Raw genomic sequence first — 22646 nt, forward strand, 5'->3', positions numbered from 1 at the left:
TGTGTGTCACCCTACTAATTGATTGAACACCTTATGATACTCGGTGGCAACTGTTTTCCAATCTCTATTGCTAAACTGATGATATAGCTCTTCTTGCTCTTTATACAAATCGCTTGCGTTATCTACAGCCCATATAATTCTCTCTGCAATAGATTGTGGATTATATGGATCAAATAGCATCTTCTTTTTTAGATCAATACTGTTGATTTCAGCCAACACTACAGGAATTCTACTCATAACTGAAGGGGTTCCAACCGAATAGGCTTCAGAAAACGTGAACGGAAATCCCCCTTCAAAAAGGGTTGGATTGACTGCACATTTAGCCAAACAGTTTAAAGCTGCTAACAATTCTGAACTAATATTATTAAAAATAAAAATATCATGTTCTAAATGATATTTACGTATATATTCTGTAATTGCTGGTTCTCTTCGAAAATCCCCAGTAACTATCAATTTCACATTTCTCCTATTTTCATAATTTATTATTCTAATGGCTTTGATTAAATTAAAAATATTCTTATGAGGCCTATATTGGGATGAGTAGATTACATAGTCAATTTGCTCATAATCTATATTATATAAGGGATGTGAGTCAGTGAAATTAGAAAACACAAAGTTATCTATAACATGTTTTGCATTTTGTTTTAGTGAATAATACTTTCGAATAGATTTGGGTAATTTTATATGTTCTAACATATCTATATTAGCGTGTTTAATTACAGTTATCTTCTCCGACTCAATCCCGCATTTCTCAATAAGATGATGTTGTTTAACAAATTCACTATAGCAAATAAAAAAATCAGCTGAATCAATCGTTTCCCGGATTTTCGAATGGGTTATTTCAAATCCTGAAAATTGAGTAGGGAAATCATAAAACACTATGTCAGGGGCTGCAACAATTTTTTTGCAATTTAAACCCCTTATTTGTGGCCATATCATTGTAGGTATGAAACACTTTTCTATATCTTTGCGTTTATTAACCAAATGGACGATTCTTATTAATTCAGTATCTATCACTGAGGAGTAAATGCTGCTCTTCCCGGCTGCTATATATGTTTTCATCTTATAAATCATTGACATAAAAGGGGTTGCTTTTTGAATCATTTTAATTGAAAATTTCATACCGTGATATAATACGAATAATGTAAATAACAGCAATATTGCTGGAAAGAAAACAATCCCCATTAAAAGAAGAAGTGCCACGTCCAATAAAATTTTATACCATGATGTTGAATTAAAAAAACTAGCAATACACTTCTTAAGAAAATACTTTAAAGCTTCTTTTAATTTCAAAAATTTTCTTTGGTTGAAACTCTCCTTTTTCCGCCGATTAGAAAGGAAATCCTTGAATTTAATTCCTAATGGTATCTTAGTAGTAGACACTATTTCAAAATTGTCCAATGGAATTTTATTATCTTCTAATAGTGCATGTATAGGATTAACTAGCCACTTTGGGCAGAAAATAACTATTTCATCATGAATTCCTTCTTCTCTCTCTTTTAACACAAATGCAAGCAGTCGGCCTATCCCTTCTGTAGATAGGTTTACTCCTGGTTGAAATCCTAAAAAGAATCCTGTTTTTCTTTCATTCATATAAGTTTCTCCCATATCTTACGGATCATTTTTGAATCTTCATAACATGAGTTTTTTTTCTCTATTATTGAAGCAAACCTAATTTTTCTATTGAATATTTCAATAACTGGGTTACTATTAGATACTGTACTTATATAATTGAACTTGCTGTTCAACAAATTTTCGATATCTCTATAGCACGGATAATCATTAACTATAATTGGCTTTCTATAGTTAGAAGCTTTAACTAATTTGTAATTAATATTTTTGATATTATGTGGAATATAAATATTATTCGCTTGTGAATATAATGCATCATATTCATTATTTCGTAAATCTACATATAAAGTTATGTTCTTTTTTAGGAGGTCTGATTTATTAATATAATCATATAAACTATTAAGGAAATTTAAATGAGTATTATTATAGCTATTAAGGATAATTTTAAATTTTTCTTTAGTATCATAAAGTCTATAGAAATCACTAATATCATTCAGAAGTCTAGTAATTATCGCTTCCTTATCAATATCTACTTCTACTAAGGTATATATTCCTTTTGACGTAGACTCGCTAACTAAAGCTTTTGAATAAACAAATGGGATAGTATAAATAATATCTTTATTTATTCCAAGATGCTTAATCAAATCTGTTTTTGTTTGATCAGAGCAAGTAATTATAAATGACGCATTTTTCAAATTGGATATATATATCGGATTTATTGATTCCTCGTATCGATCACCAAGGTTATCGATATATATCCCGTATGGCTTCATAGAAGCTATCCGCTGGTCTAGATCTGGGTTCAGAAAGCACCAATAATCTGTATCTATGAAATTCTGAGCATAATCGATTGGTGCCAGATATTTCTCATTCCAAAGTTTCTTGGTTCTAAAGATTAATGACAAGGCATCCTTTGTCTCTTTGTTTGAGAGTGTTTTCAATTCATATTCTCTTATAGAGATATTCTTTTTTAAAAGGCTCTTAAAGTCTGAATTCAAATCAAAATTATTACGATATACATTAAGAACGATGTTATTGTTTGGTTGATACTCTTCCATTCCTTTGGCTAATAATGCCACTAACTCAAGATAATCATCCAAATGCACTCTTTCCAAATTAATAGGCAGAAACAGAGCCAGTTTCTTTTCTTTTTTTTCTGTATTGGCCTCGATGTCTGTAACAAGAGGTAGAAAGTTTTCCTCCCACTGCCTTCTATTAAAGTTATATGAGAATTTCGTAAGGATTTCTTGTTGGTCTTGTCTAATTTTGTTTATTAAGTCTGTGTCCCCATTCAGGATTGATTTAATTTTCATTCGGGCTTCTTGTATATCCTTACATCTCCCAGACTGACGGTAACCACCTAAATAACTTAGAAGCCCACCATCCATATAGATAACTGGCATACCAGCTATCATTGCTTCTAACGGATGATAGTGTAAATGCCTTGGATTTGTTGAATGATAGTACATTACTTTACAATTTCTATATAGGTTATTGAGTTCCTCTCTCTCAAGGTACCCCGTCACCCTTTCATCTTCAACTGGAACAGGTTGATTACCAGCTATCACATAATCAAAACCTTTAAAGTTCTTTTTAAATTCTTGGTAAACTTCCTCAGCTTGAGGGTCATACTTAATTCTAGTACAAAAAAATAATATCTGATTACAAGAACCTGTCCATTCTTCCTGTATGTCATAGAAACCCTGAGGAAGACCTAGAGGCATATATACTGCCTTATCCGAGTATAGTTTCTCTTCAACCTCCGCTAGATTTGGATAACATTGGGAAAATAAAAATCTACTTTTTATCTGCTTTAATTTAAACTTATCTTCAGTCGTAAAGAAATGATCTATCAATTCACTATAACTTTTGAATCTTTCTATACCTACACCAAATGCTCTAAAGAAGATCATTCCGTTAAAATCCTGAATTAATTTTTTTAGAATTAAAAACGAACTATCCGTATAAGTTATTGCTGTAGCGAAATGTTTGTTTAATATCTTGCTTATATGAAGCGGCATGTCAGTTATCGAATGAAAATCATACTGATTTAAAATTAATAAATCATCCTTCGGGATTGTTAGAGTTTGATCATATTCATATGTTACAGATCCACTGGCCTGTAAGATTGCTTTAGGGACTATTTTCGGGGTGAATATCTCAAACCCTAAATCCCGAATCAATGGCAGTTCAAATTTGCTTAAAGTATCGTGATTCAAAAGCCAAAGGATTCTTCTTTTTCTCAATATTAGATCCCTCACATTCTATTTATACGCCATTACGATAATATTGTATAACTTCATCTGGTGAACCATCTTTAACTATTCTCCCTTGTTTCAAAAGTATGACCCGATTGCAAACTTCGCTTATAGTCGATAAGTCATGGGAGACTAACACCAGAATCTTTGCCCTACTCATAAGTCCCGACATTCTTTCCTTGGCCTTTAAATAAAATGTGGCATCCCCAGCAGCTATTACCTCGTCAAGTAATAATATCTCGCCGGGTATTGAGGTCGAAATAGCAAAGGCCAAACGTACAAGCATACCTGAAGAATATGATCTTATGGGGTAATCGATAAACTCACCCAACTCAGCAAATTCTATTATCTCTTGCTCCATTTCTTTAATCTTCCTGGGGGTTTCACCGAGTAACAAACCTCTATACATTATATTTTCTCTTCCTGTTGATTCCAGATCAAAGCCTAGGCTCAAATCAAATAAAGACCTTATCTCTCCCCTGACTTCTCGTAAGCCCGACTTAATTGGATATATTCCAGCTATGGTCTTTAATAACGTGCTCTTTCCAGCCCCGTTATGCCCAATTATACCTATTTTTTCGCCTTGTGATATTTTCAGAGTAAACTCTTTCAGAGCATGTACATCATCAAGTTTTTCTTTTTTCTTTTCAAGTTTCAGCCAGGAGAATACCTCTTGCTTTAGAGTAGTTGCATTATATATATGCGAAGGATAGAAGAGATCAACGTTCTCCATTTTAATATAACAATTCTCCATATCTCAAACTTCCTTATCTTTACAGATAGAATATGACTTTATCTTTATTTTTTTTGTATAATCTCATCGCAAACAGACTCAAAATCATAAAGGAAACTATAGTAAATACATAATCACTCATTGACGGCATTTTTCCATATAAGAGTGGATTACGAATCAGATTCAAAATATGAGTTATAGGGTTGAAATAAAATGCACTCTCCAATGCTGGGCTTGAGCTAAACATTTCTTTTTTAAAGAATACTGGGGATACATACCAAACTGCTTGAATAACTAATGCAGTAACCTGAGGATAATCCCGGTACTTTGCATTTAAAAAGCCTGCTATAGTTGTTACTGCCCAAGAGAGAAAAAAATAAAGCAGGATGGTTAAAGGTAAAGTTACTAATCCTAAAATGAGGTTTTCTGGACTAGTAACTGCTACCCACAATCCCAAAGAGGCCATAGCTATAGTAAATGAAATAGTTGAAACTAATGCTGACTTTAAGGTATAGATAATGACAGGATGATTAAATTGACGTATATATTGCTCCCCAGACATTATCGAGTATCCTCCACCAATAAATGAAGAACTCACAAGATCCCATACGATCAAACCTGACAACACATAAGGAGCATAATCGGCAAACTCCATTTTGAAAACAACTCCGAATACCGTAGACATTAGAAGCGTCAACAACAATGGATTCATAAAGGTCCACAATATTCCCAATTTCGAACGTCTGAACTTATTCTTCAACTCGGCTCTTACTAGATGGGACCAAAAATATCTAGTACGATAAATTTTAACTATATACTGACGCAATTCGTAACCTCCATACTAACCAATACGATATCTAAATATTATTAGAGCAATGAAAAATTACTCTGTTACAAATGTACTCAATATCTTCATCTGTCAATGTAGCATTGGTAGGAATATTAAACCCTCTGGCTGAAACTCGATCAGCTACAGGGTATACTCTATCTTCATAATAAGGAGGTAAATGATGCATAGGGTAGAACAACGGTCGCGTTTCAATTCCGTCATCCTCCAATAACTGCATAATTTCATCGCGTTCTTTCTTAACATGATCACTTAAAAGAATGGATACCATCCAAAACGAGTGCGTAGCCCAAGCCATTTCAGGTTGAAGTTCAAGTAGATTAGAGTATGGAGAAAGCTTCTCAATGTAGGCATTTGCGACTCTTCTTCTTTGATCCAAATGCCATCTAATATTCTCTAGCTGGCCAAGGCCTACAGCAGCTTGCAGATTAGTCATACGGTAATTGTATCCCACTACGTTAAACCAATATCGCTTATTAGGGTCCATCCCTTGACCCCTTAGCAGTCTCATTTTAGTTGCAAGTTCGCTATCATTTGTTGTAATCATTCCACCTTCACCAGTAGAGATAATTTTGTTTCCAAAAAAACTGAATGTCCCCACGTGCCCAATTGATCCTACGACTTTTCCTCTATATTCTGCACCATGTGCTTCAGCAGCATCTTCGATTACGAATAAATTATGTTTCTTGGCTATTTCCATAACTGGATCCATGTCTACAGGGTGTCCATAAAGGTGCACAACGATAATCCCTTTGGTTCTAGGAGTGATTTTCTCTTCAATTTTATTTGGGTCTATATTCCATGTGTTCTCTTCCGAATCTACTAATACTGGTTTTGCTCCACAATACTTAATCGCATTAGCAGTAGCTATATACGTGAAACTCGGAATGATGACTTCGTCACCTGGTTCAACTCCATATGCCAGAAGGGGCAAATGAAGTGCTACAGTACCGTTTGCACACGAAATGGCATGTTTAACCCCACAAAAATCTGCGAATGTACTCTCGAATTCATTTACATATTTCCCGTTTGCAGAGATCCATCCTGTATCAATACAATCAAGTACATATTTACGTTCGTTACCATTTAATACAGGCCCTGCAAGCGGTATTCTTTTTACGGCTTTCATTTTGATTCATCCTTCTGCTTTAAGATTTTTTTTGCAGGCACGCCAACTACAGTAACAGCAGATGGTATGTCTGATACAACGACGGCACCTGATCCAATAATCGACCATTCGCCAATTGTTTTTTCTGGTACGACACTCGCTTTCATACCGATAAACGCTCCCTCTCCAACCCTTACTCCTCCTGCTAACGACGCGCCTGGAGCAATATGAGCGTGTGCCCCTACTACACAATCGTGGTCAATTCCCGTCAAGGTATTGATGATCACATTGTCATGAATCGTGCTGCATGGATTAATTACAGCACCCGCTACAACCACAATACCTTTACCAATATGAGCGTTGGGCGACACATATGATGATTTACTAATAGCATTTATCGGTTCCAATCCTAACTGTATTAATCTCTTATAGATACTTTTCCGAATTTTGTTATTTCCTACAGCCACAATAAAACAGTTTACACCGTGAAGTTTGGAGATTATAGAATCGTCACCAAGATAAGGAACACCTAAAATATTGTCTATGTCAGATGTCTGAGAGGTAAAGCCTACAATCTCATAACATTCATCATACCCTTGCAAAATATCGATAACGATTTTTGCATGACCTCCACCACCGACAACCAAAACTTTTTTAGACACCTTATCCCACCTCACTAACTTCTTATGCGCTCACGCCAATACTCCAGTAGATCTTTCATTGTATCTTTTAAATTAAATTGTGGAGTCCAATTGGTATCATAAATCAATTTGGAATTGTTGCCGACTCTTATTGATGCATCGTTTTCTCTTACTTTTAATAAATCTACTTGTACATTCCACTCCTCTAAGTCACTAGCAAAAAAAAGATACTCTAGGATCTCAGATATAGGAATGGCATTATTAGAGCAAATGTTATACGCTTCTCCTATCGTACCCTTCTTCATTAATGCATGGTAAGCTTTTACAACATCTCTCACATCAAGGAAGTCTCTTTTTACTTCTATGTTCCCAACTCCGATTGCTTGCTCGCCTTGTTTCTCAAGCTGTGCAATTTGCATAGCAAAACTGGAACAAACAAAGTCAGAAGATTGACCGGGCCCAGTATGGTTGAATGGACGAGTTCTGATGATATTCATTTCATAAGTCCTAAAGTATTGCTCGCTTATCATATCTGCACATGTTTTAGCGCCCGCATACGGATTGCTGGGATGAAGAAGATCTGTTTCAATAAAAGGACGTTTCAGACCTTCACCATAAACTTCAGCAGATCCTACGTAGAGAATTTTGGAATCCAAACCCAATTTTCTTATACCTTCATATAAAGACAACGTCCCATTAACAATCGTATGATAAGCCTCCAATGGTTTCTCATAAGAATGCGGTATGAACGCAGCGCCTGAGAGATGATATATCTCATCAGGCTTTATTCGTTCAAGTGTTGCTTTAACTAGATCAGCGTTATTAATATCACAAGAGGTAAATATAATATCTTTATTCTGAGGCTGAGATCGCGACAAACCAAAAACCTCGTAATTGTTTTGCAACAGTAATTCACTTAAGTGAGTCCCTACAAAACCGCTCACTCCAGTTATTAGGGCTTTCACTCAACCATCACTTCCCTAGTACGTTAGATTGGCTGTAGTTAGTAGTTCTTGCTATTCTTTCAAGATCCTTATCGACCATTAGCTGAACCAATTCTTTAAACGTCGTTTTTTGAGGATTCCAGCCTAATTTGTTAATTGCCTTGGAAGGATCGCCCAACAGTAAATCAACCTCTGCAGCCCTAAAGAATTTAGGGTCAGTTACCACAAAATCTTGATAATCTAGTCCAGCATATCCAAAAGCAATTTCACAAAACTCCCGAACTGAATGAGTTTCTCCAGTTGCAATGACATAATCATCTGCAGTATCTTGCTGTAACATCAACCACATGCATTCGACGTAATCTTTTGCGTATCCCCAATCCCTAAGGGCATCTAGGTTTCCAAGTCTCAATTCTTGCTGCAGCCCAAGTTTTATACGAGCAACAGCATTCGTTATTTTTCGCGTAACGAATTCAATTCCGCGTCGAGGAGACTCATGATTAAACAAAATTCCCGAGCAAGCAAACATATCATAGCTTTCACGGTAATTCACAGTCATCCAGTGACCATACACCTTGGCCACACCATATGGACTTCTAGGATAGAATGGTGTGGTTTCTTTTTGCGGAGTTTCAACAACTTTTCCAAACATCTCACTGCTGGACGCTTGATAGAACCGTGCTTCAGGCTTAACTATGCGAACTGCTTCCAACATATTTGTAACACTCAATGCTGTCGCTTGTCCTGTTAGAATCGGTTGGTCCCATGATGTTGCAACAAAAGATTGCGCACCTAAGTTATAAACCTCATCAGGATTAGAGATTTGAACAGCTCGTATAAGTGAGCTTAAATCTAGCAAATCCCCTTCAATAAACTCGATTTCATTTTGAATATGCTCAATATTCTCTAAGATTGGAACACTAGTTCTTCTACGCAAGCCATACACTTTGTACCCTTTTTCCAACAGCAAGTCCGCCAAATATGATCCATCTTGCCCAGTAATACCGGTAATTAGTGCATTTTTAGTCATTTGATACATACCCCTCGCTATTTTGATTTAAAACTATAAATACTGCTCTAACTTCTGGACTTTAAGTTCCTTTATTAGAGATTTTATCTCTTGAGCCTTTTCCTTTTTACAGATGAGAGTTACATCCTCCGTCTCAACTATAATAAGATCTTCAATTCCTAGTGTGGCAATTAATTTGCCGTTACTCTCGATAATGCAACCCTTTGTATCAATATTGAGCGTATTACCTCTGATGACATTCCCTCCATCATCAAGACTGCTGATACGTTCGAGTGCAGTCCAGCTGCCAACATCATCCCAACCGAAGACGCATGGAATTACATAGATATCTGTTGCTTTTTCCATGATGCCATAATCTATCGATTGATCCGGCATCTTGTGAAACTCTGCCTTTATAACTTCATTTCTATCCTCTGTTTGAAAAGCTAGCTTCATTGTTTCTAAAATGTCATGCATCTCAGGCAAGAGATCCTTGATATAATTACGTATGACATCTACCTTCCAAACAAAAATCCCACTATTCCAATAATAGTTTCCAGCTGATAAATAGGATGTGGCATTATCAATACTAGGCTTCTCTACAAACTTCCTCACTTTATGAACACTCAATCCGTTAACTGAAACCGCTTCGTCCATACTTTCGATATATCCGTAGCCCGTTTCAGGATAGGTAGGTTTTATCCCAAGGGTTACTAGGTTCTTTTCACCTTCCTCTGCCACTGAGACAGCTGTATTGAGTATATTAATAAATTCATACTCATCCTTGATAATATGATCCGACGGAAGAACTATCATTGAACTATTGGGATATCTTTCTTCAATAATAATAGAGGCTAATCCAACACAAGAAGCAGTATTGCGCCCTACCGGTTCAATGATGATGTTCTCATCAGGTATTGTAGGAATTTGAGCCTTTATTAACTCTGCATATAATTCATTGGTAATGACAAAGACTTGTTCAATTGGGAGAAACTTCCTCAGGCGATCTATACACTGCTGTATCATGGACTTATTACCCGATATATTCAAAAATTGTTTCGGTAAATTTGTCCGACTTTTTGGCCAAAAGCGTTCGCCCTTACCGCCGGCCATAATTACACAAGTAGTTGTCATTTGTTAACCCCCAAATCTCCACTTACGAATATAATTAATACGTCTGCTCATCATTTCACCAATATATTTCGGTGAATAGTACTGTTTTATATACTTTTCGCCTCGGGAAGCCACACTATGATAGTAGTCTGGGTCAATAACCAGCTTCTTCATATACGCGCTTGCTTGTTCAATGTCAGGGTCAGCCCACTGTTGATAAGCCTTATACGGACCATAGTTTTCCCCTACAGAAATCAATCTATAGTCAACAGGACATGAATTGTTAGAGTTCATAAAGTCTGTGGTAGAAGACCAGTTAGTACCGATAACCGGCTTCCCAAGATACATTGCTTCCGCCAGTCCCAATCCAAAGCCTTCACTTCTATGTAAAGATATGAAACAATCTGATGCCAAAAGAAGTGCATTAACGTCGTTTCTACTCAAAGTTTCCTCAATGATATAAATATTTTTATAATCACGGATCAGTTTGTTTAACTTATCCATTTCACCCGTACTGGCTTTATAACTATTAACTTTAATAACAAGACCAACTGACATATTATCAGGTTCAAAAGCTAGTTGAAAAGATCGTACAGAAGCCTCAGGATTTTTACGTTCCTGAAAGCTTCGGACATCATACATGGTGAGAAACAAAAAAACATCTTCTGGCAAATTATAATAAGACCGTGTTCTTGGAGAAGTGATTTTTACTTCAATAGAATGAGGAACTTTGACCACTGGAACAGGACTTTTAAGTGATATTGATTCAGCAACAAATGTTGATGGTGCCCATATTTCATCTACAAATTGAAAACTCTCTATCCACTCATCTGGAAAATCCGGTAACTCCCAGTGCCAAACCCCTATATTATATCTATTTTTGAAAAATGAATCACCATACACCACATTTAATTCAGGCATCTGCTCAGCATTAATATGAAAAATGTTTATGCTATAGATAGGGCTCGTTATCTCCTTATGCACCCAAGTCGTATCGCCCATTCTAGCACTGTTTGTACCAGTAAAATTAATGATCCCAAAAGGTATATCAGCCGCATCCATGCTTTTAGCAGCTATACGACAAGATTCGCCAATCCCCATCTCTGCCCGAGAAAACCCTATGAGATTTATCCCGTCTATATATTGGAGTGTCTCGATTGTCCGTTCCCTGCTAGAACTTGAGGATAAAGAAAGAAACTTTCTTTTTAATTCTTTTCTTTTATGGGCAGGGATGAGAAGCATTAATAACGGTTTTAGCAATCGAATTACTTTATAGATCATTTGGACTATAATTTTTTTTATTTTTAACACCACCATTGTTTCTTGAAAAATCATACTTTTCCATATCTCTAGCCCCATTCTTCCTCATATGCTAGAATATTGTCGTATCTACAAGAAAAGGAGCTAAATACGTTGTCGAATCCAGTATACGGTAAAAAAGCCGCCGCGTCGAGAAAAGGTGAGACGAGATCGGCTTTGTTTTGGGTGTTAATATCAGGAATTATACTGTTCCTCGCTTGGACGCCGTTTCAGACCGCTCTATTTAATGGGCAAATGTTAGAATTTGAGAAGCCAATTTTTTGGGCTGCTATCTTAGCATGTCTATTAATATTTCTCTGGGTTGCTCATTCCTATAAAAGCATCCAGTTAAAAGATCAAAGAGATTGGCTGGCTGTGGGTGTGCTTTTTCTTCCATTAACTTACATACTCTCGCTCATTAGCGCTGCCTCCCATGTTCTAGCCATTAATATGGTTATCATTAATTGTATTTATGCCATTATGTTTATCATTGGTCTGTACGTGCTCCGTGACAAGTTAGGGAATCGAATCATTCAAAATACAATTATGACTGTAGCATATCTAATTGTTGGATTCGGGTTGCTCCATTGGTTTGGACAGGGCAAGACTGCGGGTGCTATTGCAAAATGGTTTTCAAATACCGTTTTAAACGGTACGTACACCCATGCTGTCATGACTGATACTAACGGTCTTCGTCTGACTTCCGTATTCCAATACGCAAATACTTATGCAGCTTTTCTAATGGCATTCCTCTTCGCGGCAGTCTTTTTCGTTACTACATCTCGAAAATGGTACGGTCAAGCCTTTCATAGCTTCATGCTGGTACCCATAATTATTTCGCTGCTGCTGACGTTGTCTCGTGGCGGTCTCGTAATGTTACCTGTTGTGTTTGTTTTGTTACTCCTATTCCTGAAGCCAGCTAAACAATTATTATGGATCCTGTACTGCGGTATAGCAGGCGTGGTTTCGCTGGCTATATCTAAACCGGTTACTGAGCTAGGATTGAGTTTAAATGAAGCCTTCAGCGGCAGTGGTGCCCTTAAGGGCTGGGGCATTTTGCTTGGTGCGTCCGCTATTATAGGACTTCTCGGGTGGGTTATACAGAGTTTCATCGTTCCTAAACTTGAACAAGCTTTAAGCAGTTGGTCCTCGAGAAAGACATCTAACCTCTGGATTCCGCTTGGTTCCGTTATAATTGGAGGCCTGCTGATTCTCCTATTCATTGGTACTGGTTTGAAAAATATACTGCCGCAAAGCATTAGCGTCCGACTCGAGAATATTAACTTTAATCAGCACAGCGTTCTGGAACGTTTCACGTTCTATAAAGATGCCATGAAGGTGCTAGCTGACTATCCGATCATCGGAGCTGGTGGTGGTGCGTGGGCTTCACTTTATGAGCAGTACCAGAACAACCCGTATACAAGCCGTCAAGCGCATAACTTCTTTTTACAGTACTTGATTGAGGTCGGAATTGTCGGATTCGTGATCTTCATGTCGTTTATTCTGTATACTTTCTATAAGTATATTAGAGGTTATATTAAAGGCAGTGAAGAAGAGCGCAATAGTCACTTCCTTTATCTCATCATCGTCCTTTCCATTTTGATTCATAGTATTTTGGACTTTAACTTGAGTTACGTGTTTATGGGAATTCTTGTATTCCTGGGACTTGGCGGAATGGCTGCGGTAATGGATAATAAACCAATGAAAAAATGGAGCCTTAAAGATTCAACTGCAAGAGGTGCATATAGTATAATCGTCGGACTCTGCGCTATTCTCGTCATGATTACATCCATCCGATATGTACAAGCTGCAGACTCGGGAATGGAAGCACGTAGAGTCGTTCAGATTAGCACTTCCTTTGAGGAAATTAAAGCTCCCCTTGATAAAGACCTGAGCATACGCCCGAGCCATCCCGACTCGGTACTGCTAACCGCAGCACTGTATCAGAGCGTGTATAAGCAAAATCAAGATGAGAATTTTTATAACGCATCGGTTGCATTGCTTAACAAAGCATTAAAAGATGAGCCTTATAACAAATCCATGCTCAAGAGCCTAATCGAAAGTTATGAAATGAAACAGGAACCCGAACGGGCTTATGAAGTACTTATCAACAACGCTCATAAATTTAAATGGGACATCAATTGGTACGAACAGATCATCAATAAAGGATACGATCTGGGAACTAAAGCTCTCGGTACAGGTGATACGGAAGCGAAGGACAAATACTTCACGCAAGCAACTAAGGCTTTCACTGAGGTTCAAGCCGGCATTCAACACCTAGACACATTGCCTGAAGGCCAATTCCAAGGTAATCCTTTCGAAAACACACCCGACATGATTCTCCATGCGGGCAAAATGTACTTCATGATGAATCAACCGGAACAAGCGTCTGAAGCTCTTAAGATTGGCATACAAGAAGATCTCACCCAGACAACCCAACAGGAGATTGTACGTTGGTATCTGGCAGCATTACAAAAACAAAACTTGAGTGATGATGCCCTTATGGCGAAGCTAACCCAAGTTGATCCGAATGCGAAGCAAAATGTTCAACAGCTTGCTGATCTACAATTCTAATTAAAAAGGGACAGTTCGTGGTAGAAAACCTCTACCCAACTGTCCCTTTTTTCATATGTTATGTCTTATTAGATTACTGGACCTTCGCCAAAACCCCACTCAAATAAGCAATTAAATCATCTCTCAACTCTTCCCGCTGCAATGCATAATGAATGCTGGTTTCGATAAAACCCAACTTCTCGCCGACATCATGGCGCATCCCGTCAAAGTGATATGCATAGATCGGACTCCGATGAGCTAAGGTGGAGAGCGCATCAGTCAGCTGAATTTCTCCGTTCTTCCCAACCTCTTGATTCTCCAGTAAGTCGAAGATATCCGGCGGTAAAATATAGCGGCCCATAATAGCCAGGTTGGAAGGCGCCTCGGCACGGGATGGCTTCTCCACCAGTCTCGATGTTTCATAGATTCGGTCTGATTTCTGAAATCCGTCTACGATCCCGTAACGATCGACTTCGTTCCAATCGACGGGCTGAACGCCCACAATGGTAGATTGGTAGGTGTCGTAGACCTTCATCATCTGTTTTAGGCAGGGTACTTCTGACTCCACGATGTCGTCGCCGAGCAGCACAGCAAACGGCTCGTCCCCGATGAATTTGCGTGCGCACCAAATAGCATGGCCCAGCCCCTTGGGCTCTTTTTGCCGAATATAGTGGATATCCGCCATGTTTGAGGGTTTACGCACTTCTTCGAGAAGTCCCCACTTACCCTTCTCCGCTAAATTATGTTCCAGCTCAAAGGAAGAATCAAAATGGTCCTCAATCGCCCGCTTCCCCTTACCAGTTACAATGATAATGTCCTCGATACCGGAAGCTACCGCTTCTTCGATAATGTATTGTATGGTCGGCTTGTCCACAATGGGTAGCATTTCTTTAGGCATCGCTTTCGTAGCTGGCAGGAACCGCGTACCAAGCCCCGCAGCGGGTATGATCGCTTTACGAATGTTCATCCTATCTTCTCCATTCCCTTAAGTCTCCCAATATATTGATGCCATTGTACCATGAGTCCAACCAACCTTCGATTAAAATCGGTTTTTGTCAAAATCAGACGACTTATGATTCGTGACTTTGCCGCTTTGGCCTAGTTGCCCCTCTCTTCGCCAAGTTTGACGTTACTACAGTCGTTAAATTGGTTATTGGAACAGGACATGTCTAACGTCTGCGAAGAAGGCGCTATTGAGAAGCTGGAATCCGTATCGGCCATAACCTCCTTGGTAATCAGCGGTCCGCCGAACATCAGCCGCTTGTGTCTTGGCGGGGAACCAGTAATGACTCCCTCGGTCTTTTATGCCGGCACTGCTTTCACAAGCTGAATCCGATAACTCCAGATAGCCCAATCCAGTTTTATCCATGGAAATGACCAAGACCCCTCCGATATACTAGTACGAAACTTCGATGGACCAAAAAGCCAAAGGAGCTGGTTGCTGATGAAAGAGAGAGACGCCTATTTCGATAACCTCAAATTCATACTGATCCTGTTGGTGGTCGTGGGACATCTCATTGAGCCGTTTAACGGCGAAGCAGCGATGGGAGCGATCTATCAGTTCATTTACTCGTTTCATATGCCGTTGTTTATTTTTGCGGCCGGTTATTTCGCCAAGTGCATTCAATCCCCCAAACAATACGTCGGCCTGCTGTCGGGACTGGTCGTGCCGTATTTCATATTCGAGACGCTCTATACCCTGTTCGACTATTACATGCAAGGCTTGGATCGGCTCGATTTCACGTACTTTTACCCCAATTGGATCCTGTGGTTCCTGTTCAGCATGATGCTGTGGAAAATGCTTCTGCCGTACCTGCTGATGCTCAAATACCCGCTCGTCGTCTGTTTCGCGATGTCCATCATGCTCGGGTACTCGATCGATGTCGACTATTATGCAAGCATTTCGCGCACACTGTACTTCCTGCCCTTTTTTCTCATCGGATATGTTTTCAAAAGGGAATGGCTGGATGCCATCAAGACCCGGCCTTTTCAACTGCTATCGATCATCCTGCTCTCCGCCGGATTTGTCCTGCTGTACGTCATATCGCCGACCCTGCCATCTAACTGGTTCTACGGGGCGATGCCTTACCTGGAGTTTGGCTTGGACTCGTGGTATGCAGGCCTCTACCGTATGATCACCTACGCCTTCACCGTCATCATGGGACTATGCGTCCTCTCCCTCATTCCGAGGTCGGATACGCCCTTCACGGACCGTGGGGTGAATACCATGTACGTCTTTTTGCTTCACGGGTTCATCGTCAAAACGATGCAGCATCTGAGCTGGTTCGAAGCGTTCCGGTCCACGGGAGGCAAGCTGCTGCTGATTCTGCTCGGCGCAATCATAACCTGGCTGCTATCCTCATCCTGGATCAAACGCGGCTTCGGTTGGATCGTCGAGCCGAACGTCGGGTTTCTATTCCATTACCGATCCAAGCACCGCCATGAACGAGCTGAAACGAAGCGTTCCGACGCAAAAAGGAGTGATGCCTAACTTGGCATCACTCCTTCATATTAGCTCAGTATATACGCAATACGCATGCTGCTTCCTTACTTCACCAACTGCCCCCGCGTTACGCCAAGCTGGTTGGTCGCCTTCAGCTTCTTCCACACTTGGGTGCCGCTGATCTCGCCGCGCAAGGCGCGGTTGTAGAGATCGATAACCTCGTGGACTTGCTCCGGCGTTTCCTCGAGGAATTCCACGCGGTAGCTGGATACGCCCAGCTCCATGAAGTTCGCCAGGTACTCGGCGCCGGATTGCTCGATGGCATTGTACACCGTGTTCCGGCAGCCTTCGTCGACCCGTACCGGATGGGACATGCCGATCCGGTCCTGCAGGGACACGCGGCTCTCTTCGCACGGACGACCGCAGTTCGTGAAGTCCGTTCCTTCGCTGAGGAACGTACAGTACACGCAGTGTTCCGTATGGAACATCGGCAGATGCTGATGGATGACGATCTCCATCTTGGACGTGTCGGCCTTCCCCAGAAGATCCACCATTTGCTGGATGTTCAGGTCATAGGAAGGCGTGACGGCGTCGCATCCGGCTTCGACGAACAGATCAACCGCCTTGTGGTTGGCAATGTTCAGGGAGAAGTCGCCGATCAGCCGAGGATGCTTCGCCCCCGGGTTCTCCATCCGGTGGCGCAGGTAGAAATACAGCGCACCGGTGTTGCGCACCAGCACGGCGTCCGGCTGGAGGCGCAGGATGTTGTTGTGATAGCCGTTCTCGCCCGGCATGTGAATGCGCGGCGTTGCCAGCGCAATCTGTTTGCCGGCTGCACGCACGGCTTCCACCGCTGCCGGGAACTGCTTGATGAACTCGAAGTCGGCGTAGATCATCTCGACGCCGGCCTCAAGCGCAGCCTCCACCTGCGGGAGGCTGCGGCACAGCGCGGTGAGCTTCGCCTCACCGCGGGCCACGGGCGCTGCGGGCACAGCCGCATCGCCATACACCGACACCGCCCGTTTCACGTACACGGGCGGCTTCGGCCGCTCGCCGGCGAGCAGCTCCACCGCACGGCGGCGGATGCTGTTGAGCTCGCGAATCGGCACGATGACGTCGCCGTACAGGTCGACGTCGAGTGCCTCAAGCTGGAACACCGTTCCGCCCAGGCGGCCAAGCTGCTCCTCCAGGATCTCCTGGCTGAGCGGCCGCTTCTGGGCGATCTCCAGTTCCAGCTCCGAATCCACCTGGACCGTCGTGCCTTTCTGCACATCGGTCCACCAGGTCGACAGCGGCTGTCCAGGACGGCCGCTGACGCGCACATGTACCGGGAATACCCGGTACGGCTTCTCCGTCTCGTACGTCTGACGGAGGCGCTTATCCAGCGCCGGATCGTTGGTCTTCCAGATCCGGTCGCCGACATGCAGCTTGCGCAGGTCCACGTCGCTCCGGCCGGGAACGATATCGACGATCCAGCCTTCCTGCGCCTCGCCCTCCAGCTTGACGCCTTTGCGGCGCACGTCGTAGACGCGTCCGCCTTCTTCTTTTTTCGTTGGGTCGCCGGCATCAAACACAATGCCATCCCCACGCTTCAGCGGCGCATCCAGCTTGCAGACGACACCGTCGCGCAGAATCTGCTCCACCCGGCCGAGGTACACGCCGCGGCTTTTCGGGAACGTGCCTTCAACCAGCTTTTTATTGTTCGTTCCATCCAGGAAACCATGGGTGAAGCCGCGGGAGAAGCTCTGCTGCAGCTCACGCACCTCTTCCTTGCTCGGTCTCGCATCCTCGCCGTCAAAATACCGGTCGATCGCCTTCCGGTACTTGCTCACGACGTTAGCCACGTATTCCGGGCTCTTCAAACGGCCCTCGATCTTGAACGAGGTCACGCCCGCTTCAATCAGCTCCGGCATGAGATCGATCGCGGCCAGATCTTTTGGCGAGAGCAGGTAGGCAACGTCGCCCATCGGCTTCTGCTCGCCATCCACGATCAGATCGTACGGCAGACGGCAGGCCTGCGCGCACTCTCCGCGGTTGGCGGACCGGCCGCCCCACATTTCGGAAGTCAGGCATTGGCCCGAGTAGGATACGCATAGCGCACCATGCACGAATACTTCCATCGGCAGCTTCGCCTGCTCCCCGATCTTCTGGATTTGCTTCAGATTGTTCTCGCGTCCTAGAACAACGCGTTCCATGTTAAACGGCTTCGTGAACTCGACGGCCTCCGGCGACGTAATCGTCATCTGCGTAGAGCCGTGGATCGGGAAATCCGGAGAAATCTCACGAATCATTTTGACCAGACCCAGATCCTGCACGATCACTGCGTCGACGCCTGCATCCACGCATGCATCGATCAGCTCCTTGGCATCCTCCAGTTCGTTCTCGAACACGAGTATATTGAAGGTCAGGAACCCCTTAACCCCATAACTGTGCAAAAAGGCCATAATTTCGGACAGCTCGTCCATCCGGAAATTGTTCGCCCGTGCGCGCGCATTGAATTTTTCGACCCCAAAAAAGATCGCGTCCGCCCCGTTCGCCACCGCGGCCCGCATGCAATCCCAATCCCCTGCCGGCGCCAGCAGCTCCACGTCTTCTCTTCGTAATGCTTTCGTGTCCATCCATATCCTCCCAGACCGGTCCAAGCCGGCGTGCTGTGTACTACTATTCTTCCTTTGAAACCTGCTAGCCATACTCTATGTTCATAGAACAGGGCATCCGACATCTATATCAAATGTTTGTAAATACTTTGAAAGCTTTTCAACTTATCTAGTGTACCAAAAGTCCGGCTTCTCTTCTACCTGCTAACTGGATTTCCACACATTTGATAGTGTTGCCATAATCCGCATGGCACTCGGTTTTGTACAAAACAAAAACAAGCCCTCCCATCGGAAAGCTTGCCTCACATTATCCTCTTCGGCTATTACTGGCGCATGATCACCGTGCGGGCTAGTGCTCTTAACTCTCATTTCTCTGCCTAAGGAGATTACTTCCCCTTTCCTTTACCAGGGATATTGCATTACCAATACTCCGAATCCTTTAGTCAGAGCCTTCTTTACATCTCAGCGGTCGACAGCCATCCAAGAATGCCCCAACGACCACGCACCGTGTGCAGAGGGAGCAGTGCACACGATGTACAAAACTTTAGATCGGAATCGTCCCGTACCGTCACCTGGTTCCAGGATTCTTTTCCACAGGTTTCTCTGTGCACGACCTGCCCCCAGGTTTGCCAGTACATCGTCCTGCACCACGCCCCTACTCTTACTCCGCGCCCTCCAGCACAAAATCCATGCTGGCCAACCGTTTGCCGTTCACGACGATGTGAAGGCGGTGATCGCCGGAGTAGAAACGGCGGGTGGAGATCGGTTTAAACGATTGCTTCTTCTCGACCTTCCAGCATCCCGGCGCATAAATCTTGTCCGAGCATTTATAGCGTTTCGGCGCAAGCTTACCGCTTGCCTTCATATAATCGATCTCGTAATCAATGCGGAGCGCCATCGGATAGCCGGTTTCGTTGACCACCTGAAAAGCGAACTCCAAATCGTCCCCCATCGTTATCACGGAACGTTTGATGCGCAGCTCGCGCACCTCCAGTCCTTCCAGCTTCTCAAGCTCCTCGTATCCGAAAATAGCCAGTGCCCGGATATCCCCTTTTCGCAGCAGCGAACGCAGCGCATGCCGTACGATCCAATCCGTTAGCGGATGCTTGCCGTACCACTTGGCGGCGATCTCCAGCACAAGCTCCGGGTGATCCTTGGAGATATCGTTCAAGTGATTGGCGACGCTTTTTCTAACATACAAGGAGGAGTCCTCTTTCAGCTGCTCCAGAATCGGCAGCGCCGGGCGCGGATCCTTGATCAGGGCCGGCAGCTGCGGTGCCCATGGCAGACGAGGTCTGCAACCTTCGCTCGCCAATCGGCGCAGATGCTCGTCATCGGACTGCGCCCATGCCATCATCTGGGCCAGCATCCGATCCTGGTCCCGGATAATAAAAGGCCGGACGGCAAACTCCGCCGTGGAAGAATGCGTGAATACCGCCAAAGCTTCCATCGACGTCTCCAGATCATCCATGCCGTTCACCTCGACATAGTCGGGAAAAAACACGTATTCCACGCCTCTGAAATGCGGAGCCACCTGCTTCAGGATCCCGACGGCTTCCGGGTAAGAAGCAGGCAGCGTGTCCGTTAAGGCCAGCGTAATATGCCGGATGCGCTGCTTGAACTCCTCCTGCTCCCAGGCTTCATTATGAATCAGCGTCATGAACCGGTCCGCATCGAATGCCGGATAAGCCTCCTTCAGCCGGTCCGTCACTTGCTGGAACAATGTATTCGAATATAGATCCTTCAGCGTTTCTCTCATATCAGATCTCCCCAAAAAAATAATTTTTACGATCTTGCATCCACGTCTCATGGAATCCTGAAAGCCCTTTATTTATGCGATAAACCGGCGGTTCCGCCTCATCCCCAAATGAGCCGCCGACCGCTCTAACCCCATTCCCCGCCTCTTCCCAATCCAAAACATGTGGTGTAGGATGAAGTTGCACGCCTTTCGCTTTAGTGCGGTAGTCTGGTTGATTCCAGTTTACCAAATTGGGGGGGCGTTTTGCTTTATCCGCATCCGGATTACCCTGTTGGGACCTCAACCGATGCACGGATGGACTGAACACCAATCGAGATGCAAAGTCATACGTTTATCGACGTACTTACTCCAATGAAAGATCCACATGTAAAGGAAGCGTTTCTTCCAAAAATAAGGCTGGTAAGCCCCTGAAGCTTACACTTTCTTATTTCTGATACATGTAATACATACACCATTACTTATTTAAAAAAGACAGGAGGCGAAGCTCGAAGGAGTACAACAAATCGCACATCAGGAGATGAAGAAGACATGGAAAGTTGGAAAAAGAATTTATGGATACTATGGTTCGGCTCATTTATCGTTTCATCAAGCTTCTCGATGGTCATACCATTTCTCCCGCTTTTTCTGATTGAGCTCGGCGTTACCAAGCATACGGAATTGTGGTCGGGACTGCTGTTCAGTTCCGCTTTTTTTGCGGGCGCCTTGTCCTCTCCCTTCTGGGGAGCCGTCGGCGATAAATATGGACGCAAACCGATGATTATCCGCGCGGGGCTGGTGCTCTTTGTCATCTATGTACTGATGGCATTCGTCACGAACGAGTATCAAGTGCTGATTCTCCGCCTGCTGCAAGGCCTGCTCTCCGGCTTTATTCCGGGCGCGATCGCGATCGTAGGCACCAATACCCCCGAGAAAAAAGTCGGCTACGCCCTCTCCATGATGTCCACGGCCACCGCAACCGGCGGCATCATGGGCCCGATGATCGGAGGCACCCTGGCCTCCCTGTTCAGCAACCGGATGGCATTCGGATTGGCAGGGATGCTGTGCTTCGCAGCCACGCTGCTCGTCATATTCTGGGTCAAAGAAGAGAAATTCGTACCGAGCAAAGAGCGCGTCTCCGTCATGAACACGTTTAAGGTCGCCGGACACAACAAGGCGCTGATGACCGTGCTCATGCTTACGGTACTGACGCAGTTCTCCGTCATGACGATCGAGCCCGTCCTGCCGCTGTATATCGCTCAGATCGGCGGCTCTTCATCGCATACCTCGATGATTGCCGGCTTTGTGTTCTCCATCGTCGGGATCGCCAGCATCCTGTTTGCGGCCCGCTGGGGACGGCTGGCCGATAAAATCGGGTTCCAAAAGGTGCTGCTGATCGGCCTGCTCGCCAGCGGAATCGGATCGCTCGCCCAGATCCTGTTCAGCAACATTTGGGCATTCTCGGCCATCCGCTTTGCTTACGGCGCGTTCTTCTGTGCCGTATTCCCGGCACTTAACGGCCTTGTGGTCAAACATACGCCAAGCGAATTCCGCGGGCGCGCGTTCAGCCTCAACCAAACCGCCAACCAAATCGGCGGGATGGCCGGGCCGCTCGCGGGCGGCATGATCAGCGGCATCTTTAACATTCACTCGGTATTCTTAATGACAGGCATCCTAATGCTGATTACGACCGCCATTACGTATTGGACGATGCGGCCGTCGCGCGGGCAGCCTGTTGAAAAAGGCTCTCTTTCTTCATAAATGCCTCCCGTATGCGCACGCGTTAAGTTTTAA

Annotated in this window: 17 protein-coding genes; 3 read left to right on the forward strand and 14 right to left on the reverse strand. The window is 43.5% G+C overall.

Features of this window, described 5'->3' with window-relative positions; genetic code table 11:
• Positions 1–6 precede the first annotated feature (6 nt).
• From M1D70_RS28745 to M1D70_RS28790, 10 genes are read right to left on the reverse strand one after another with little or no spacing between them, the layout of a single operon-like run.
• Positions 7–1593 carry a glycosyltransferase gene (locus tag M1D70_RS28745; RefSeq protein WP_456288552.1) on the reverse strand — a complete coding sequence of 529 codons (1587 nt, stop codon included), beginning with the start codon at positions 1591–1593 and terminating at the stop codon, positions 7–9.
• Positions 1590–3818, reverse strand: coding sequence for a hypothetical protein (locus tag M1D70_RS28750; protein ID WP_456288553.1), 2229 nt, complete (start codon positions 3816–3818; stop codon positions 1590–1592). The genes M1D70_RS28745 and M1D70_RS28750 overlap by 4 nt, the downstream gene beginning before the upstream one ends.
• Positions 3819–3840: 22 nt before the next feature.
• Positions 3841–4584 carry an ABC transporter ATP-binding protein gene (locus M1D70_RS28755; RefSeq protein WP_456288554.1) on the reverse strand — a complete coding sequence of 248 codons (744 nt, stop codon included), beginning with the start codon at positions 4582–4584 and terminating at the stop codon, positions 3841–3843.
• 19 nt (positions 4585–4603) lie between these two features.
• On the reverse strand, positions 4604–5389 hold the full coding sequence (locus M1D70_RS28760) for an ABC transporter permease (RefSeq protein ID WP_456288555.1): 786 nt from the start codon (positions 5387–5389) through the stop codon (positions 4604–4606).
• A gap of 31 nt (positions 5390–5420) precedes the next feature.
• Positions 5421–6539: a DegT/DnrJ/EryC1/StrS family aminotransferase gene (locus M1D70_RS28765; protein WP_456288556.1), complete on the reverse strand. Its 1119-nt coding sequence runs from the start codon at positions 6537–6539 to the stop codon at positions 5421–5423.
• Complete coding sequence (locus M1D70_RS28770) at positions 6536–7180, reverse strand: acetyltransferase (protein ID WP_456288557.1); 645 nt, start codon at positions 7178–7180, stop codon at positions 6536–6538. The genes M1D70_RS28765 and M1D70_RS28770 overlap by 4 nt, the downstream gene beginning before the upstream one ends.
• Positions 7181–7194: 14 nt before the next feature.
• Positions 7195–8103, reverse strand: a complete 909-nt coding sequence (locus M1D70_RS28775; protein ID WP_456288558.1) for a GDP-mannose 4,6-dehydratase — start codon at positions 8101–8103, stop codon at positions 7195–7197.
• Positions 8104–8131: 28 nt separating this feature from the next.
• Positions 8132–9133 (reverse strand): GDP-mannose 4,6-dehydratase, encoded by a 1002-nt coding sequence (gmd, locus tag M1D70_RS28780; protein WP_456288559.1) that lies wholly within the window; start codon positions 9131–9133, stop codon positions 8132–8134.
• Between the two features lie 33 nt (positions 9134–9166).
• Positions 9167–10246: a mannose-1-phosphate guanylyltransferase gene (locus tag M1D70_RS28785; protein ID WP_456288560.1), complete on the reverse strand. Its 1080-nt coding sequence runs from the start codon at positions 10244–10246 to the stop codon at positions 9167–9169.
• Positions 10247–10249: 3 nt separating this feature from the next.
• Complete coding sequence (locus tag M1D70_RS28790; protein ID WP_456288561.1) at positions 10250–11542, reverse strand: glycosyltransferase; 1293 nt, start codon at positions 11540–11542, stop codon at positions 10250–10252.
• A 96-nt stretch (positions 11543–11638) separates the two neighbouring features.
• On the opposite strand from M1D70_RS28790, the gene M1D70_RS28795 reads away from it, so the two are divergent.
• On the forward strand, positions 11639–14098 hold the full coding sequence (locus M1D70_RS28795) for a Wzy polymerase domain-containing protein (protein WP_456288562.1): 2460 nt from the start codon (positions 11639–11641) through the stop codon (positions 14096–14098).
• A gap of 73 nt (positions 14099–14171) precedes the next feature.
• Here M1D70_RS28795 and galU read toward each other — a convergent pair whose 3' ends face one another.
• A complete protein-coding gene (galU, locus tag M1D70_RS28800; RefSeq protein ID WP_009595034.1) occupies positions 14172–15044 on the reverse strand; it encodes a UTP--glucose-1-phosphate uridylyltransferase GalU in 873 nt (290 codons plus the stop codon).
• A gap of 477 nt (positions 15045–15521) precedes the next feature.
• Here galU and M1D70_RS28805 point away from each other — a divergent pair, with 477 nt between their 5' ends.
• On the forward strand, positions 15522–16568 hold the full coding sequence (locus M1D70_RS28805) for an acyltransferase family protein (protein ID WP_456288564.1): 1047 nt from the start codon (positions 15522–15524) through the stop codon (positions 16566–16568).
• Between the two features lie 56 nt (positions 16569–16624).
• Here M1D70_RS28805 and M1D70_RS28810 read toward each other — a convergent pair whose 3' ends face one another.
• The 3 genes from M1D70_RS28810 to M1D70_RS28820 all read right to left on the reverse strand — a co-directional run bounded on the left by M1D70_RS28810 (position 16625) and on the right by M1D70_RS28820 (position 21105).
• Entirely contained in the window at positions 16625–19138 is a 2514-nt protein-coding gene (locus M1D70_RS28810) for a U32 family peptidase (protein WP_332294782.1), read from the reverse strand.
• Between the two features lie 640 nt (positions 19139–19778).
• Entirely contained in the window at positions 19779–20876 is a 1098-nt protein-coding gene (locus M1D70_RS28815; protein WP_036660303.1) for a DNA alkylation repair protein, read from the reverse strand.
• Position 20877: 1 nt separating this feature from the next.
• Positions 20878–21105 (reverse strand): hypothetical protein, encoded by a 228-nt coding sequence (locus M1D70_RS28820; protein ID WP_456288565.1) that lies wholly within the window; start codon positions 21103–21105, stop codon positions 20878–20880.
• Between the two features lie 299 nt (positions 21106–21404).
• Between M1D70_RS28820 and M1D70_RS28825 the strand changes: the two genes are divergently transcribed.
• A complete protein-coding gene (locus M1D70_RS28825; protein ID WP_009595037.1) occupies positions 21405–22613 on the forward strand; it encodes an MFS transporter in 1209 nt (402 codons plus the stop codon).
• Positions 22614–22646 lie beyond the last annotated feature (33 nt).

Source organism: Paenibacillus sp. AK002 (assembly GCF_053903045.1).